We start from the raw sequence: 15077 nt of genomic DNA, 5'->3' as shown, positions 1-15077 counted from the left end.
TCGTGGTTCGCGCCCCGGGACCGGATCCGGTCCGGGGCGTGGTGCGGCCGCCGGGGCGTGTCGCGCTCTCACAGCAGCCCCACGGCGGTGTCGACGGCCCCGACGACGTCGTCGTCGGCGGGGTAGAGCAGGGAGCGCCCGACGGTCAGGCCCTTGACCGTGGGCAGTTTCAGGGCCTCGGCCCAGCGGGTGTAGGCGGCGTCGGGGTCGGCGGACACCTCGCCGCCCAGGAGCACGACCGGCAGGGTCGACGCGGCGACCACGCGCTCCATCTCGTCGACGACGGGCAGCTTGAGCCAGGTGTGCGCGGTGGTGCGGCCCAGGCCGGAGCCGATGGCCACCGACCGGGCGACGGCGTCGGGCGACAGGTCGTTGCGGACCGCCCCGTCGACGGTGTGCGAGATGAACGGCTCGACCATGGCCGTCAGCCCGGCGGTGTTGAGCTCGTCCACGGCGCGCGCGCAGGCCTCCATGGTGTCGGCGGTGCGCGGGTCGCCGTAGTGCAGGCGGAGCAGCATCTTGCCGCCCTCGAACCGCATGGCCCGCAGCCCGGCGGCGTCGTATCCGGTGAACCGGTCGTCGATCTCCCAGGCGGCGCCGGTCAGGCCGCCGCGGTTCATCGAGCCGATGGCGGTCCTGCCCTCCAGAGCGCCCAGCAGCAGCAGGTCCTCAAGGATGTCGGCGGTGCCGAGCACCCCGGTGACGCCGGGCCGGGCCAGCGCCGCGCACAGCCGGTCGAGCAGGTCGGCGCGGTCGGCCATGGCCATGGGGCGGTCCCCGGAGCGCAGCGCGCCGCGCGCGGGGTGGTCGGCGGCGATGATCATCGCCTTGCCGTGCTCGCCCAGCGGGGAGGCGGGGCGGGTCCGGGCGGCGGCGGCCTCGGCGATGGCCTCGGGCCGCTCGACGCGCGTCGCGGCCAGCTCGCGCAGGGTGTCAGCGCGCATCGGCCGCCTCCTCCATCCGGGCCTCGACCTCGTCGGACGTGGGCATGGCGTCGGAACAGGACAGGCGGGAGGCGACGATCGCCCCGGCCGCGTTGGCGAAGCGCATGGTGCGCCCGGTGTCCCAGCCGGCGAGCAGGCCGTGGCAGAGCGCGCCGCCGAAGGCGTCGCCCGCGCCCAGGCCGTTGACCACCTCCACCGGCACCGGCGGCACGGTGGTGCGGCCGGAGGCGTCGGAGGCCATGACCCCGGCGGGACCCTGCTTGACCACGGCCAGCGAGACGCCGAAGCGGTCGTGGGCGGTGTCGGCGGCGGCCCCGGGGTCGCGGGTGCCCACGGCGGTCTCCCACTCGTCGAGGTTGCCCGCGGCGACGGTGGTGTGCGGGAGCGCCTCGGCGATCCAGCGCCGGGCCTGTTCGCGGGACTCCCAGAACATGGGGCGGTAGTCCAGGTCGAGGACGGTGGTGCCGCGGCGGCCGCGGGCGCGCAGCGCCTCCAGGGTCGCGGTGCGGCTGGGCTCGGCGCACAGTCCGGTGACGGTGACCCAGAGGACGTCGGCCGCGCCGATCGCGTCCAGGTCCAGCTCCTCGGGGCGGATCTCCAGGTCGGGGGCCTTGGGGGTGCGGCCGTAGAAGTACAGCGGGAAGTCGTCGGGCGGGAAGATCTCGCAGAAGGTCACCGGGGTGGCGGCGCCGGGGACCGGGGCGGCGTAGCGCGCGTCGACGCCGTAGGAGTCGAGCGCCTCGCGGACGAAGCGGCCGAAGGGGTCGTCCCCGGTGCGGGTGACCACCGCGGTGCGGCGCCCGTGGCGGGCGGCGGCCACGGCCACGTTCGTCGGGCTGCCGCCGAGGAACTTGGCGAAGGAGCGCACGTGCTCCAGGCCGACGCCGACCTGTTCAGGGTAGATGTCGACGCCCACGCGGCCCATGGTGACGACCTCGAACGGGTCGCCGTCGGGCCGGCGGTCAGTGGGACTCAACTCGGACCTCCGTCGGTCGCGGCGGACGCCGGTGCGTCCGCCCTGGTCGTGGCGGTCTCCGGACGGCGGCTCCCCCGGTGGGGCTCGCACACTCCGATATTCCCCTGTGGTGGGCCGCGTCCCAGAGGGATGACCGGTGATCAGCCATGGCGGCCCCCTCCCCGAGGTCCGTGCAAAGGCGCGGCTCCATGTCGCGCCGCCGGATCGGGGTTCATGCGGCGACCGCCTCCTCGCGCACCTCGGCCAGGCGCACGGGGCGGCCCATGCGCATCGAGCGGTCGGCGGCGTCGGCGATGAGCACGGCCTCCAAGGCATCGGCGACGGTGCACGGGCTGGGGCCGCCCTCCGCGGCCATGCGCAGGAAGGCCGCGATCTCGGCCTCGTAGGCGGGCGTGAAGCGGGACCAGAACTCCTGCCACGGCCGCCCTTCCGGGAAGGCGGCGCCGGGCTCGGCGGAGACGAGGGCGGTGCGGTCGTCCAGGCCCACGGCGATGGTTCCGAGGGTCCCCGCCACCTCCATGCGCACGTCGTACCCGGCGCCGTTGTAGCGCGAGCCCTGCAGGGTGGCCAGGGTGCCGTCGTCCAGGCGCATCACGGCGGCGCTGGTGTCGACGTCCCCGGCCTCGGCGAAGTAGGCGGCGCCGCGGTTGGCGCCGTAGGCGTGCACCTCCTCGACCTCGCGGCCGGTGACCCAGCGCAGGATGTCGAAGTCGTGCACGTGGCAGTCGCGGAAGATGCCGCCGGAGGTGGGCACGTACCCGGCGGGCGGCGGTGCGGCGTCGCAGGTCACGGCGTGCACGCGGTGCACGTCGCCGAGCTCTCCGGAGCGGAGGGCCTGCCGGGCGCGGGCGTATCCGGCGTCGAAGCGGCGCATGAGGCCGATGTGCACCAGGGCGCCGGTCCGCTCCACCTCGCGCAGCACCCGCACGGTTCCGGGGACGTCGGGGGCGACCGGCTTCTCGCAGAAGACGGGGGTCCCGGCGCGCACGCCGCCCAGGATCAGGTCGGGGTGGGAGGCGGTGGCGGAGGCGACCACCAGGGCGTCGACGGCGCCGGGCGCGAGCAGGTCCTCGGGGGAGGCGGCGGGGCGCGCCCCGGCGACGGCGCCCGCGACCGCGGCGGCGCGCCCCGGGTCGATGTCGGCCACCAGCACCTCGTCCACCTCGGGGCGCGCGGCGACGGCCGCGGCGTGCGAGGCTCCGATCCGGCCGGCGCCGACGAGTCCGATGCGCATGTGCCGCCTCCTTACCGGATCCGGGCCCCTGTGGCCCGGGACACAGGGGCCGGTCCCCTGGGTCACGTCTGGGGAGATTTCTACGCCTCGTTGACCTGCATGTCAATAGTATGTCTAGACATATACACTTCCTCATCTGCCATCAACAGGACGGAGCCGTAGACTGGAAGGGCGGGCGAGCGCGTCCCATCGCGGGACACGCGCCCCTCCCGCGCCGACCGCACCCGTCCCCCGACCGATCGGAACCGCGTGGCCCAATCGCAGCCGCAGGTGGCTCTCGACCGCACCAGCCCGGTGCCGCTGTACTTCCAGCTGGCCCAGGAACTGGAACGGCGCATCCGTGAAGGCGAGATGCCCCCGGGGACCCGCCTGGAGAACGAGATCGTGCTCGCCGACCGGCTCGGGCTGTCCCGCCCGACGCTGCGCCGCGCCATCGAGTACCTGGTCGACCAGGGGCTGCTGGTGCGCAAGCGCGGGGTCGGCACCCAGGTGGTCACCCCGCGCGTGCGGCGCCCGGTGGAGCTGTCCAGCCTCTACGACGACCTGGTGCAGGCCGGGCAGCGCCCGTGGACGGAGGTGCGCGAGCTGAGCGTGCGCCCGGCCCCGGAGTCGGTCGCCCGGGCGCTGGAGGTGGACCCCGGTACGGACGTGTACGTCCTGGAGCGCCTGCGCCATGTGGGGGACGAGCCGCTGGCACTGATGCACAACTACCTGCCGCTGGGGCTGGTGGAGCTGACCCGCGAGACGCTGGCGGACACGGGGCTGTACCGGCTGCTGAGGACGGCGGGCGTGACGCTGAAGATCGCGTCCCAGAGCATCGGCGCCCGGGGGGCGACCGCCGCCGAGGCCAAGGCCCTCGGCGAGACCAAGGGGACCCCGCTGCTGACCATGGACCGCACGGCCTACGACGACATCGGCCGCGTGGTGGAGGTCGGCTCGCACGTCTACCGGGCGTCGAGGTACTCCTTCGAGCTGACCCTCACGAGCTGACCCCCGCCCCCGGCCCGGGGAATGGCCCGGACGGCGGACCGCGGGCCGTCGCCCATGGGCGGCGACCACCTCCCGGACGCCCGCACCGCCGCCGAGGAGGCTCGGCGGTTCGAGGCCCCCACCGGGAAGCGCCCCGGGGAACGTGCGGAGCCGCTCTTCGAGGCGGCCGGTGCGTGGGCCCTGTCCGGCGGCCACACGGCGGTCGGCTTCCCCTTCTGACCGGCTCCGGTCCCCTGCCGGGGGCCGACCGGGTGGCCGGATCTCGACCCGGGCTTGGCGCGGGGCCGTGGTGGGCATTGCCCGCCGCGGCCTAACTTCGTGACTGCGGGTCACCTACCGTTACCGTTTGGAGGAGCGATGACCACGGCCGACGTCGACATCGCGGGGGCCATCGACGCCGCCGCCGACCGGATCCAGGACAAGGTCGTCGGCTGGCGGCACGACATCCACCGCCATCCCGAACTGTCCAACCGCGAGGAGCGCACCGCCGCGCTCGTCGCCGACCACCTGCGTTCGACCGGCCTGGACGAGGTGCGCACCGGCATCGCCGGGCACGGGGTGGTCGGGGTGCTGCGGGGCGGGCGCCCCGGCGAACGGGCGGCCGCGCTGCGCGCGGACATCGACGCCCTGCCGGTGAAGGAGGCCTCCGGGGTGGACTTCGCGTCGACCGTGGTCGACCGGGACTACCCGGGCGGCCCGTTCCCCGTCGCCCACGCCTGCGGGCACGACTGCCACACCGCCATGCTCATGGGTGCGGCGGAGGTCCTGGCCGGACTGCGCGAACACCTGCCCGGGTCGGTCGTGTTCATCTTCCAGCCCGCCGAGGAGGGCCCGCCGGTGGACGAGACCGGCGGCGCGCGGGCGATGGCCGGCGACCCCTCCCTGGCCGACCCGGTGCCGACGATGGCCTTCGGCATGCACGTCGCACCGCTTCCCGCGAACACCGTCGGGTACGGCAGCGGCAACACCTACGCCGCCTCCTGCGTGATCAGGATCCGCATCGACGGCAAGCAGGTGCACGGGTCCACGCCCTGGGAGGGAACCGACCCCATGCCGGCCGCCGCCGACACGATCTCGGCGCTCGGGCAGGTGTACCGGCAGATCCCGGCGACGTCCCCGGTGACCGTCTCCATCGGGCACGTGGAGGACGTGGGCCGGTTCAACATCATCGGCGGGAAGGTCACCCTGTGGGGCACCATCCGGTGCCTGATCCAGTCGGACATGAACACCGTGCAGGACCACATCCGGCGCACCGCCGACCACATGGCGCGGGCGTACGGGTGCACGGCGACCACCGAGTTCCTGCAGAACGTGCCGCCGGTGCACAACACGCCGGAGTGGGTGGACGCTGCCCTGCCCACGCTGCGGCGCGTCGCGGGCGCGCAGAACGTCCACGAGACGCCGCCGGGGCTGCCCTACGACGACGTCTCGGAGTTCATCGACCGCTTCGGCGGGCTGTACGTGAACCTCGGCTGCCAGGACCTGCGGTACCGCGACGACGGGACGATGGAGGCGGTGCCCGGCGGGCGCGGGATGGTCTTCAACCACAACCCGGCCTTCTACACCGACGACTCCGTCCTCAAGACGGGCGTGCGCCTGCACGCCAACGTCGCCGTCGACCACCTGTCGGAGCGGCTGGGGGTGGGCCGCTGAGGGCGGCCGGTCGAACACCGGGAGTCCGCCGACGGCGGACACGAGCGGGAGGCGGCGTATCCCCTCGCCCCGGTGGATCCGCGCCCTGGCGGCCGCAGGCCAACGGCAGGGGTGAGCGCTTCCACCAGCCCCTGCTCCAGGAGTGGGCCTCACGCCCGCCCCTACGGGTCGGGCGCAGAGTGCCGTCACAAGGGCGTCCGTGTCCGTCCTCGCACACTGCCCCCGGGCGCCCTCCGCCGTGTCCGCAGCCGGGTCAGTCAGTGACGTCCCATCAGCGCCTTAGACCCGGTCGTCCTTCACCAGGGCGAGCAGGCCCGGAAACCGCTGGTCGAGTTCCTCCTTGCGGAGGACGACCTCACGCCGGTTGCCGAGGTCGATGCTGGAGACGAGCCCCGACTCACGAAGCACCTTGAAGTGGTGGCTGAGCGTGGACTTCGCCACGGGCAGCTCGAACGACCAGCAGGTGCGAACCGTTCCGACGGGCTCGTTGAGCAGGTCGGAGACCACCTTCCGCCGGGACGGATCGGCCAACGCCGCGAAGATCCGGCCCAGGTCCAGTTCATCCATCGTCGGCTCGGGCGCTTCTCCCGCCATGCCACCTCCCAGGTTCGCCTCACATGGTACCTGGACGCCGCACGCATGGTAGGTTCGCCACTCATCGAACGTGCGTAAGATAGGGAACCTTCGGAGATGAACAATCCGACCGGACGGCAGCGTGCCGTCGTGGGCACGGTGGTCCTGACGGCGGTCACACTCGTCCCCCTGGGCCTGTCCGGAACCGCGGTCGCCCTGCCGGGCATCGCGGACGGCCTGGGCACCGCCCCCGGCCCCCTCCAATGGGTCGTGAACGGCTTCAACATCGCCTTCGCGCTGTCCACGCTCGTCTGGGGAGCGTCGACGGGCCGACTCGGCCACGGGAACACGCTGCGCCTGGGCATCCTGCTCTACCTCGGAGCTTCCGCCCTGTGCGCGGTCGCCCCGAGCGTCGCGGTCGTCGCCGGCGGTCGCACCCTCGCGGCGGTCGGCGGAGCCGCGATCTTCACCTCGGGGTCGGCGCTGATCTCGACGATGTTCTCCGGCGCGCATCGGGCCAGGCTCTTCTCCCTCTACGGATCGGCCATCGGGCTGGGGCTCGCGCTCGGCCCCAGCGCCGCGGGCGCCCTCATCACGCTCGCCGGATGGCGCGGCATGTACGGCGCCCACACCGCCCTGCTCGCGCTCGCCCTCGCCGGCACGGCGGCCATCGCCGCACCGCCGCGCACCACGGCGCAGCGGAGCGAAGAAGGGCTGCGCGCCCTGTGGAACCGCGGCTTCATCATCTGCTGCATCGTGACCATGGCCGGATCGGTCGGGTTCGTGACGCTCCTGACCTACCTGCCCACCGCCTACAGCGCGCTGTTCGCCCTGGACAGCGGCCGCGTCGGCCTCTTCATGCTCGCCCTGAGCGTGCCGGTCCTCCTCGGTCCGGTGGCGGGGAACCGGCTGGCCGCCGCGATCGGCGCCGCGCGGGTGAACCTCGTGGGCCTCACCCTGCTCCTGGCCGGGGTCGCGGGGCTCCTCCTGGTCACGCCGCACGGCGCGCCCACCGGCGTTGTCCTGCCGTCGCTGCTGGTGGGCACGGGTTTCGGGCTGACCCTCGGACTCGTCGACGGTGAGGCGACCGCGACCGTCCCGCCCGCGGCGGCCGGTGCCGCCGCCGGGGTCCTCAACTTCTTCCGTATGGGGAGCGAGGCCGTCTTCGTCGCCGTCTACGGCCTCACCATGACCACCACCATCGCCCGGCGGATTCCGGACACCGACCTCGCCGGGCGCGTGCTCAGCGGTGTCGGCGGGACCGCGCACCGGGAGGTGTTCGCCGACGCGTTCCACCTGACCGTAGCGGTGCTGGCCCTCCTCATCCTCACGATGCTCATCGCGGTCGCCTGGCTCACCGCGGTCCGGAACCGGGCGGGCGAGGCGACCGCGACCGCGTCACCCGAGCGGAGGCTCACCCCGTCGGAATGACGCGTCGGGGCATCACGGGCCTGCACCCCCCGTGCACGGTGTCCCGGCGGCCGGTGGCGGGCGGCGGGAGACGAAGCGCGCCCGTTCAGGCGGTGAAGCCCGCGTCCACGTAGACCGCCGTTCCGGTGGTGGCGCGTCCGCCGGGCCCCGCCAGGAACGCGACGGTCTCGGCCACCTCCTCCGGGCGGAAGTAGCGGCCGAGCGCGGTGATCCCGCTGATGGTCCCGGCCATCGGGCCGTCGGCCGGGCTCGTCTCGGTGTCGGTCGGGCCGGGAACCACCAGGGCCGACGTGATCCCGCGCGGGCCGCCCTCCCGGGCCAGGCCCTTGGTCAGGCCGACCATGGCGGACTTGGTCATCGAGTACAGGGTCAGGCCGGGGAACGGCAGCCGCTCCGAGACGTTGCTGCCCAGGTTGATGATCCTGCCGCCCTCGCCCATGTGGCGGAGCGCCTCGCGGGCCACCGCGAACGGCGCCTCGACGTTGGCGGCGACCGCACGGTCCAGGTCCTCGTCGGTGACCTCCTCGGTCGCCCCCATCATGAAGGCGGCCGCGTTGTTGACGAGGATGTCCAGGCGCCCGAAGGCGTCGGCGGTGCGGCGCCCCGCCGCGGTGGCGGCGCCGAGGTCGGCGGCGTCGGCACGGATCGCGAGCGCCCGTCGGCCGACGGCCTTGACCCGGTCGACGACCTGGGCGGCGCGCTCCTCGCGCTCGCGGTAGGTGATGGCGACGTCGGCCCCGAGTTCGGCGAGGCGGACGGCCGTGGCGCCCCCGATCCCGCGGCTGCCACCGGTGACGAGCGCGGCGGCCCCGAGGAGGGGCAGGTGGTTCGTGTCGGTGTCCGGTGTGGTGTTCATGTGTTCGATCCTGCCGGGAAGCGCGCCGGTGTACCGGCAGGAATCGGACGCGGCACAAGGGACGCGGTGGCCGATAACCGCTGGCGCAGCGTTCGGGGTCTCCCGGCGCCGTCCATGGCCCCGGCCCCTGCTCCGTCCCCGTCGCCCCGTCCGCGGGGAGGTCACCGCGCCGGGGACACGGCTGCCGTCCCCTGCCGGACCAGCGCCTCGGCGAAGTCCAGGGCCGGGCCCTGCGGGTCGAGGTGGAGGAGTTCTGTCCGGTGGACCAGCCTCGGCTCGGTGACCGGGGACTCGGCCACGTCCCGCAGGCGTCCACGAGGCACGAGCGCCACCCCGTGTCCGGCTCCGACCAGGGCCTCCAACGCCCCGGCGTCCCCGCCGTCCAGGCGCAGGGCCACCCGCGGGGAGGCGTTGGGGTCCGCGTCGCGCAGCACCTCCAGCGGCACGGTGACCCCCGGCGCGTCGATCCACAGTGCGTCCACGAGACCGGCCAGGCGCACCCCGCCCCGTCCCGCCAACGGGTGCGCGGCCGACAGGGCGACCGCCAGCGGCCGCTCGGACACCGGCTCCGTCCGCAGCGCCTCCCGCCCGCCCTCCCCCGTGCCCAGGCGCAGCGGGTCGCTCGGCGCGGCCACGCCGTCGACCAGCCCCACGTCGAACTCCCCGGAGGCGACGCCTTCGACCACCGCCGGGAGCGGCACCGTGCATACGGCCGCCTCCAGCCGGGGTTCGGCCGCGCGCACCTCCGCCAGGGCCTGCGCCGCGGCCGCCCCGAACGCCCCCGGGCAGGCCGCCACCGCCAGGCGGAGCAGCCCCGGCTCACGCGCCCGCGCCGCGTCCGTGCGGGCGGCGTCCAACCGCAGCAGGATCGGCCCGGCGTGCTCCAACAGGCGCGCGCCCGCCTCGGTCGGCTCCACCGGGCGGCGCCGCAGCACGGCCGTGCCCAGGTCCTTCTCCAGCGCCGCCACCTGCTGGGAGACCGCCGACTGGGTGTAGCGCAGCTCCTCGGCCGCCGCCGAGAACGACCCCAGCCGGGCGACCGCGGCGAAGGTCCGCAGCCATTGGGCGTTCAGCGGGTCGCGGCCGCCCCGCGCTGCGCGATCGCGATCGCTTATCGAGGTATCCGGGATCATCGTTGGATCTTCTCACCCCTGACGGGCGATGCTCTCCCCATGCTCCGAGACGCCACTCCGGGCCCGGCCCTGCCGAGCGCCCGCATCGCCCTGGTCGCCGACCGCTCCCCGCACGTGCGCGCCCACACCCGTGTCCCGGCCCTGCTGGAGGGCCTTCGGCGGCACGAGGGCCTGCTCGCCGACGCCTACTGGATCTCCACCGAGGAGGCCGCCGACCCGCGCATCGAGAGGTTCGACGGCATCTGGCTCCTCCCCGGCAGCCCCTACCGGAGCGAGGAGGGCGCGCTCGCCGCCGTCCGCGCCGCCCGCACCCAGGGGGTGCCCTTCCTCGGCACGTGCGGCGGCTTCCAGCACGCGCTCCTGGAGTTCGCCCGCGGGGTGTGCGGCCTGGCCGACGCCCGGCACGCCGAGTCCGACCCCGGGGCCGCGCGGCCGCTGATCGCCCCGCTCGCCTGCTCCCTGGTGGGCCAGGAGGGGCGGGTCCGGTGCGCGCCGGGCTCGCTCGCCTCCCGGGTCCTGGGGACGGAGCCCCGGGTGGAGCGGTACCAGTGCTCCTACGGCCCGGCCCCCGACACCCACGAGCGGCTCGCCGGGCACGGGCTGCGGTTCACCGGCCACAACGACGACGGCCACGCCCGCGTCGCCGAGCTGGACGGCCACCCGTTCTTCCTGGCCACCCTGTTCCAGCCGGAGCTGGCCAAGGACCCGCGCCCGCACCCCGTGGTGCGCGCCTTCGCCGAGGCGGCCGCCGCACGGGCGGGCGAGCGGGCCGCCGTCCCCGGCCCGGTCCGCTGACCCCTCCGGGCCCCGGCGCCCGGCCCACGGCCGGGCGCCGGCCGGGACACCGCCACCCGCGCCCGCGTCCCACCGCCCCTCAGCGGGACGGCGGTCCCGCCGGTTCCGACCGCCCCCGGGTCCGGCGCTCGATCTCGGCGATCAGGCGCTCCTCGGCGTCCGCCCCCGGGGCGACCTTCGGCAGGCGGGCCATCATCGCCAGCCCGGCGATCCACCACGCCCCGACGATCACCCACTCCCAGGGCCACACCAGCGCGGCGGGCATGCCCGGCAGGTAGAGCGCCAGCAGCCCGAAGCTCAGCACCAGCGCCGCGACGCCGACCGCCGGGCCCGCCGCGGTGCGGAACGGGCGCTCCATGCCCGGTTCGCGCCGCCGCAGGACCAGGAAGGAGACGGCGACCACGATGTAGGCGACGACGATGTTCACGCCGCCCGCGTCCACCAGCCACACCAGCATCGGCCGGCCGAACAGCGGGGCCAGCACCGACAGCGCGCCGATGAACAGCAGTGCGTTGCCGGGGGTGCGGAAACGGGGGTGCAGGCGCCCGAACCAGGCGGGGACCATGCGGGACTCGGCCATGGCGTACAGCAGGCGGCTACCCCCGATCAGGAACGCGTTCCAGCTGGTGAGCAGCCCGGCCAGGCCCCCGGCGACCAGCAGGTTGCCCATGGCGGGGCTGTTCCACAGCGCCGCCATGGCGTCGGCCGAGGCCAGGTCGGCGGCGGTCAGCTCCTCCGGGCCGAGCGCGGCCCCGGAGGTGAGCATGATCATCACGTACCAGGCGGCCGCGCAGGCCACCGAGACCACGAGCAACCGGCCGACCTGCCGGAACGGCAGCCGGATCTCCCCGGCGGACTGGGGGATCACATCGAACCCGACGAACAGGAACGGCACCGCCACCAGGACCGTGAACATGCCCGCCACGCCGCCGGTGAACAGCGGCTCCATGGTGGACGCGGAGCCCCCGACGGCGGCTCCGGCGACCATGGCCGCGCCCGCCGCCAGCAGGAACAGCACGGCGATGGTCTGGAAGACCCCGGCGGGGCGGATGCCGATGTAGTTCACGCCGGTCATCACCGCAGCGGCCAGGACGCCGACCGCGACCTGGGCGGCGGACACGTCGTAGTCGGCGACGGTCCACAGGTGCCCGGCGTCCATCGCGCCGGGGAACAGGTAGCCGAGGGTCTGCGGGACGGCGACGGCCTCGAAGGCGACGACGGAGACGTAGCCGAGCACCATCGCCCAGGAGGCGGTGAAGGCGCCCCGGGCGCCGAGCGCACGCAGCGCGTAGTGGTGTTCGCCGCCCGCCCGGGGCATGGCCGCGACCAGCTCGGCGTAGGTGAGCCCGACCAGGGCGATGACCACGCCGCCGAGGACGAAGGCGAACGCGGCTCCGAGGCTTCCCGCGGCGTCGATGAAGTCGCCGGTCAGCACGATCCAGCCGAAGCCGATCATGGCGCCGAAGGCCAGCGCGAGCACGTCGCCGCGGCCGAGGACCTTCAGGAAGCCGTCCTGTCCCGCTGCGGGCGGCCCGGCCGACCCGCCGGGCGCTCCAGGCGCGCCGGAGGGGCCGGGGGATGCGGGGGCTCCTGGGGAGTCAGGGGTGTTCGGGGCGTCCGACATGGAGGTCCCCTCCGTCTCAGGGGGTAGGGACGGTGATCAGGGGACCTTTAAACCACCGCCGCGGGGGAGTGATCAAGGTCCCGAAACGGCGCAATATGCGCGAACGTATGTCCGTGGTGCACAACGGACGTCATCGGGACGGCCCGGACGGCCCCCTGCGTCCACCCGGTGCGCAGCGGGCCGCCCGGACGGCGGTGGGCAGGGTCCGATGTGCCGCCGAACCGTGGGGCGGCGTCCGGTGTGCCGCCGGAGAGGCGGGGGTAGGGACGGCCGCATGGGACGCTTCCCGACGACCGCCCTTCTCGCCGGAGCCCTCCTCGCGGCCGCCGCGTGCACCGGACCGGAGCCCTCCCCGCCCGCCGCGCCCGAGGGCGGCACGAGCACTCCGGCCGACGCGCCCGACACCGCGGACACGGCGCCCACGGGGGAGGCGGAGGACGGTGCGGCGCAGGACCATGACTTCCCCGACGTCGTCGACGTGACCGTCACCCAGGGGGACGCGGGGTACGACTTCGCCGTCACCATCAGCTCCCCTTATGACACGCCCGAACGGTACGCCGACGGATGGCGGGTGCTGGGGCCGGACGGCACCGTTTTCGGCGAGCACGTGCTGGCCCACGACCATGCGGACGAACAGCCCTTCACGCGGACCCAGCGCGGCGTGGACATCCCGGACGGCACGGACGAGGTGACCGTCGAGGCCCGGGACAGCGCCAACGGATACGGCGGCGAGACGATGACGGTCGCCCTGCCGTAACGGCGCCATATCCCTCCGGGCCGACGGCTCCCCGTCGGCTTCGGACCCCTTCGCCAGGCCGCGAGGAGGGGGGGTCGGCGCCCCGTGCGGCAGCGTCGTCGAATGGCGGGCGTGTGCGTGGTCGCCGTGATCGGCGGCGACGGAGTGAGCAGGACGGTTTCCCTACCCCACCCGCCGGGCGGCGGGTTCCTCGCGGTCCGGGAAGACGACGGCACAGCGGGTACCCAGCCCACCGGCCCCGTCCGGAATGCAGGGAAAAGGGCAGCGACGACAGAGGCGGGCGGCCCAGGGCCGTGAACGGGGTACCAGCCGAGCCGCCCACCCGTGCCGCGGGCTCGGCCGATGGCGAGCATGGCCCGGGGCCCCTACGCCCACCGCCCCCGGCATCGACCGCCGAGAGGGACAGGGGCCGAGGGCTCGGGCGTGTTCCTCGGATCAGGCCCTACTACGCGGCGCCCAGGCACGGCCCTCGCCGCGTTCTCATCGGTCGACAGCGCGCCCAGGCCGACTCCTCCTGCATTTCGGGAGCACAGCGGCCTTGCGATGACCGCCCCTGGACGCCGCTCGCTACGGACCCGACCCGAGAAACTCGCCTAGATCGCCGCTGCGTGCAGGGCCGGGGCGGTGCGTATCCCCCGGCGTTCGGAGTCGCATCCGAGCAGGACTCGGGCGATGGCCACGCGGACGAGTTCGGCGTCGGTGAGCAGCCGGGGACGCCCCCGGCGGGCCGGTTTTCGGGCGGAGGGCAGGGCGTGGCCGTCCAGATGGACGTAGAGTGCGGTCAGACCATGGGCGCCCTTCGCCGTGTCCGCAGCCGGTTCAGCGATCGCCCGTCGACGATCTAGCGGGGCCTCCGGCGGGGGGCGCGGGAGGTGCGCCCTACGCCGCGGAATCTCTGCGGCGGTTCCTCCCTGGCCAGCAGCGCGGCGCCGACCAGGCCCGCCTCGTTGCCGAGCTGCGCCCGGACGATCCTCGCCTCGGGGCGGTACCCCCGCCCCGTCAGGTGCCTGCGGTAGGCCGTGCGCGCCGGGCCCAGGAGCAGGTCGCCGCATTCGGACACCCCGCCGCCGATCACGAACACCTCCGGGTCGAAGGCGGCCGCCAGGTCGGCCAGGCCCTTGCCCAGCCACCGGCCGACGTCCTCCAGCACCTCCACGCACGCGCGGTCGCCCTCCGCCGCCAGCTCGGCGACGAGTGGGCCGGTGATGCGCGACGGGTCGCCGCCGACCGCCTGCAGCAGCCCGCGGGCCACCGGCGAGTCGGCCGCCGCCAGCTCGCGCGCCTCGCGGGTGACCGCGTTGCCGCTGGCGTACTGCTCCCAGCACCCCCGGTTGCCGCACTCGCAGCGGTGCCCGTCCTGCACCACCGCCATGTGCCCGAACTCCCCGGCGATGCCGTGCCGCCCCCGGTACAGCGCCCCGTCCAGCACCACGGCGCCGCCGATGCCGGTGCCCAGGTTCACCACCACCGCGTCGGAGGACCCGCGCCCGGCGCCCAGCCGCATCTCCGCCCAGGCCGAGGCGTTGGCGTCGTTCTCCACCGCCACCGGCAGCCCCAGGCGGGCGGTCAGGGCGGTGCGCAGCGGCTCCCCGCGCCACGACAGGTGCGGGGCGAACAGCACCGAGGAGCGGCTCCGGTCGACGAACCCGGCCGCGCCCACGCCGACCGCGGTCACCGGGTACTCCCGGCGCAGCTCGTCGACGACCCCGGCGATGGTGTCCTCGACCACCTTGGGGCTCTTGCTGCGGTTGGGGGTCTGCGCGCGCCCGCGGGCCAGCACCCGCCCCGCCGGGTTGACCACCCCTGCGGCGACCTTGGTGCCCCCGATGTCGACGCCGATGACGAGCCCGCGCCGACGCCCCCTGCTTCTCAGTGCCATGGCCTGCCCACTTTACCGCCGCCGCACCCCCGGTCGGGCCGTTGGTCCTGATGTGCACTTGTCTTGACAAGGCCCGGTGCGCTGCCGACCTTCCGTCAGCGCTGGGGCGCCCATCACAGCTCCGTGTGGGGCGTCCGACAGCGCCGCGCCCCCACCCATGAACCCGCTCCGGCCGGAGCCCTGACCCGACGAACCCATCCGCCGACACCTCGCGGTGGGCCCGGCCCTCCCG

General features: G+C 74.8%; 14 protein-coding genes. 6 read left to right on the top strand and 8 right to left on the bottom strand.

What is annotated here, in order from left to right:
• Positions 1-68: 68 nt before the first annotated feature.
• From D476_RS0104535 to D476_RS0104525, 3 genes are all read right to left on the bottom strand, one after another.
• A complete protein-coding gene (locus D476_RS0104535) occupies positions 69-944 on the bottom strand; it encodes a Cgl0159 family (beta/alpha)8-fold protein (protein WP_017622788.1) in 876 nt (291 codons plus the stop codon).
• Positions 934-1920 carry a 5-dehydro-2-deoxygluconokinase gene (iolC, locus tag D476_RS0104530; RefSeq protein WP_017622787.1) on the bottom strand — a complete coding sequence of 329 codons (987 nt, stop codon included), beginning with the start codon at positions 1918-1920 and terminating at the stop codon, positions 934-936. Before iolC ends, D476_RS0104535 begins: the two co-directional genes overlap by 11 nt.
• A 211-nt stretch (positions 1921-2131) precedes the next feature.
• Entirely contained in the window at positions 2132-3154 is a 1023-nt protein-coding gene (locus D476_RS0104525) for a Gfo/Idh/MocA family protein (RefSeq protein ID WP_017622786.1), read from the bottom strand.
• Between the two features lie 249 nt (positions 3155-3403).
• Between D476_RS0104525 and D476_RS0104520 the strand changes: the two genes are divergently transcribed.
• From D476_RS0104520 to D476_RS0104510, 3 genes are all read left to right on the top strand, one after another.
• Positions 3404-4144 (top strand): GntR family transcriptional regulator, encoded by a 741-nt coding sequence (locus D476_RS0104520; protein ID WP_017622785.1) that lies wholly within the window; start codon positions 3404-3406, stop codon positions 4142-4144.
• A 54-nt stretch (positions 4145-4198) separates the two neighbouring features.
• Positions 4199-4363, top strand: coding sequence for a hypothetical protein (locus D476_RS37860; RefSeq protein ID WP_160167432.1), 165 nt, complete (start codon positions 4199-4201; stop codon positions 4361-4363).
• 138 nt (positions 4364-4501) lie between these two features.
• A complete protein-coding gene (locus D476_RS0104510; protein WP_017622783.1) occupies positions 4502-5797 on the top strand; it encodes a M20 metallopeptidase family protein in 1296 nt (431 codons plus the stop codon).
• 279 nt (positions 5798-6076) lie between these two features.
• Here the strand turns inward: D476_RS0104510 and D476_RS0104505 are convergent, their stop codons facing one another.
• On the bottom strand, positions 6077-6391 hold the full coding sequence (locus D476_RS0104505) for an ArsR/SmtB family transcription factor (RefSeq protein ID WP_020380432.1): 315 nt from the start codon (positions 6389-6391) through the stop codon (positions 6077-6079).
• A 96-nt stretch (positions 6392-6487) separates the two neighbouring features.
• Between D476_RS0104505 and D476_RS32105 the strand changes: the two genes are divergently transcribed.
• Positions 6488-7801: an MFS transporter gene (locus D476_RS32105; protein ID WP_017622781.1), complete on the top strand. Its 1314-nt coding sequence runs from the start codon at positions 6488-6490 to the stop codon at positions 7799-7801.
• Between the two features lie 85 nt (positions 7802-7886).
• Here the strand turns inward: D476_RS32105 and D476_RS0104495 are convergent, their stop codons facing one another.
• Positions 7887-8657, bottom strand: coding sequence for an SDR family NAD(P)-dependent oxidoreductase (locus D476_RS0104495; RefSeq protein ID WP_017622780.1), 771 nt, complete (start codon positions 8655-8657; stop codon positions 7887-7889).
• Positions 8658-8818: 161 nt separating this feature from the next.
• Complete coding sequence (locus D476_RS32100) at positions 8819-9790, bottom strand: LysR family transcriptional regulator (protein WP_017622779.1); 972 nt, start codon at positions 9788-9790, stop codon at positions 8819-8821.
• A gap of 39 nt (positions 9791-9829) precedes the next feature.
• Here D476_RS32100 and D476_RS0104485 point away from each other — a divergent pair, with 39 nt between their 5' ends.
• Complete coding sequence (locus tag D476_RS0104485) at positions 9830-10585, top strand: CTP synthase C-terminal region-related (seleno)protein (RefSeq protein ID WP_017622778.1); 756 nt, start codon at positions 9830-9832, stop codon at positions 10583-10585.
• Between the two features lie 79 nt (positions 10586-10664).
• Here the strand turns inward: D476_RS0104485 and D476_RS32095 are convergent, their stop codons facing one another.
• Positions 10665-12209, bottom strand: a complete 1545-nt coding sequence (locus tag D476_RS32095) for an APC family permease (RefSeq protein ID WP_083939411.1) — start codon at positions 12207-12209, stop codon at positions 10665-10667.
• 274 nt (positions 12210-12483) lie between these two features.
• On the opposite strand from D476_RS32095, the gene D476_RS38395 reads away from it, so the two are divergent.
• Positions 12484-12966 (top strand): hypothetical protein, encoded by a 483-nt coding sequence (locus D476_RS38395; protein ID WP_017622776.1) that lies wholly within the window; start codon positions 12484-12486, stop codon positions 12964-12966.
• 841 nt (positions 12967-13807) lie between these two features.
• On the opposite strand, the gene D476_RS32085 is transcribed toward D476_RS38395, so the two are convergent.
• Positions 13808-14845 (bottom strand): ROK family glucokinase, encoded by a 1038-nt coding sequence (locus tag D476_RS32085; RefSeq protein WP_017622774.1) that lies wholly within the window; start codon positions 14843-14845, stop codon positions 13808-13810.
• Positions 14846-15077 lie beyond the last annotated feature (232 nt).

The organism is Nocardiopsis chromatogenes YIM 90109 (assembly GCF_000341185.1).
GTDB classification, from domain to species: Bacteria; Actinomycetota; Actinomycetes; order Streptosporangiales; family Streptosporangiaceae; genus Nocardiopsis_A; species Nocardiopsis_A chromatogenes.
Note: the sequence above shows the minus strand (reverse complement) of the source record. Positions and strands in the feature narration are given on the sequence as shown.

What these genes read in the sequence shown, in the direction of transcription:
- D476_RS0104485 (WP_017622778.1), top strand. Translation starts at nt 9,830, where the DNA reads ATGCTCCGAGACGCCACTCCGGGCCCGGCCCTGCCGAGCGCCCGCATC.
- D476_RS0104525 (WP_017622786.1), bottom strand. Translation starts at nt 3,154, where the DNA reads ATGCGCATCGGACTCGTCGGCGCCGGCCGGATCGGAGCCTCGCACGCC.
- D476_RS32095 (WP_083939411.1), bottom strand. Translation starts at nt 12,209, where the DNA reads ATGTCGGACGCCCCGAACACCCCTGACTCCCCAGGAGCCCCCGCATCC.
- D476_RS37860 (WP_160167432.1), top strand. Translation starts at nt 4,199, where the DNA reads ATGGGCGGCGACCACCTCCCGGACGCCCGCACCGCCGCCGAGGAGGCT.
- D476_RS0104495 (WP_017622780.1), bottom strand. Translation starts at nt 8,657, where the DNA reads ATGAACACCACACCGGACACCGACACGAACCACCTGCCCCTCCTCGGG.
- D476_RS32100 (WP_017622779.1), bottom strand. Translation starts at nt 9,790, where the DNA reads ATGATCCCGGATACCTCGATAAGCGATCGCGATCGCGCAGCGCGGGGC.
- D476_RS0104505 (WP_020380432.1), bottom strand. Translation starts at nt 6,391, where the DNA reads ATGGCGGGAGAAGCGCCCGAGCCGACGATGGATGAACTGGACCTGGGC.
- D476_RS32085 (WP_017622774.1), bottom strand. Translation starts at nt 14,845, where the DNA reads ATGGCACTGAGAAGCAGGGGGCGTCGGCGCGGGCTCGTCATCGGCGTC.
- D476_RS0104535 (WP_017622788.1), bottom strand. Translation starts at nt 944, where the DNA reads ATGCGCGCTGACACCCTGCGCGAGCTGGCCGCGACGCGCGTCGAGCGG.
- D476_RS32105 (WP_017622781.1), top strand. Translation starts at nt 6,488, where the DNA reads ATGAACAATCCGACCGGACGGCAGCGTGCCGTCGTGGGCACGGTGGTC.
- D476_RS0104510 (WP_017622783.1), top strand. Translation starts at nt 4,502, where the DNA reads ATGACCACGGCCGACGTCGACATCGCGGGGGCCATCGACGCCGCCGCC.
- D476_RS38395 (WP_017622776.1), top strand. Translation starts at nt 12,484, where the DNA reads ATGGGACGCTTCCCGACGACCGCCCTTCTCGCCGGAGCCCTCCTCGCG.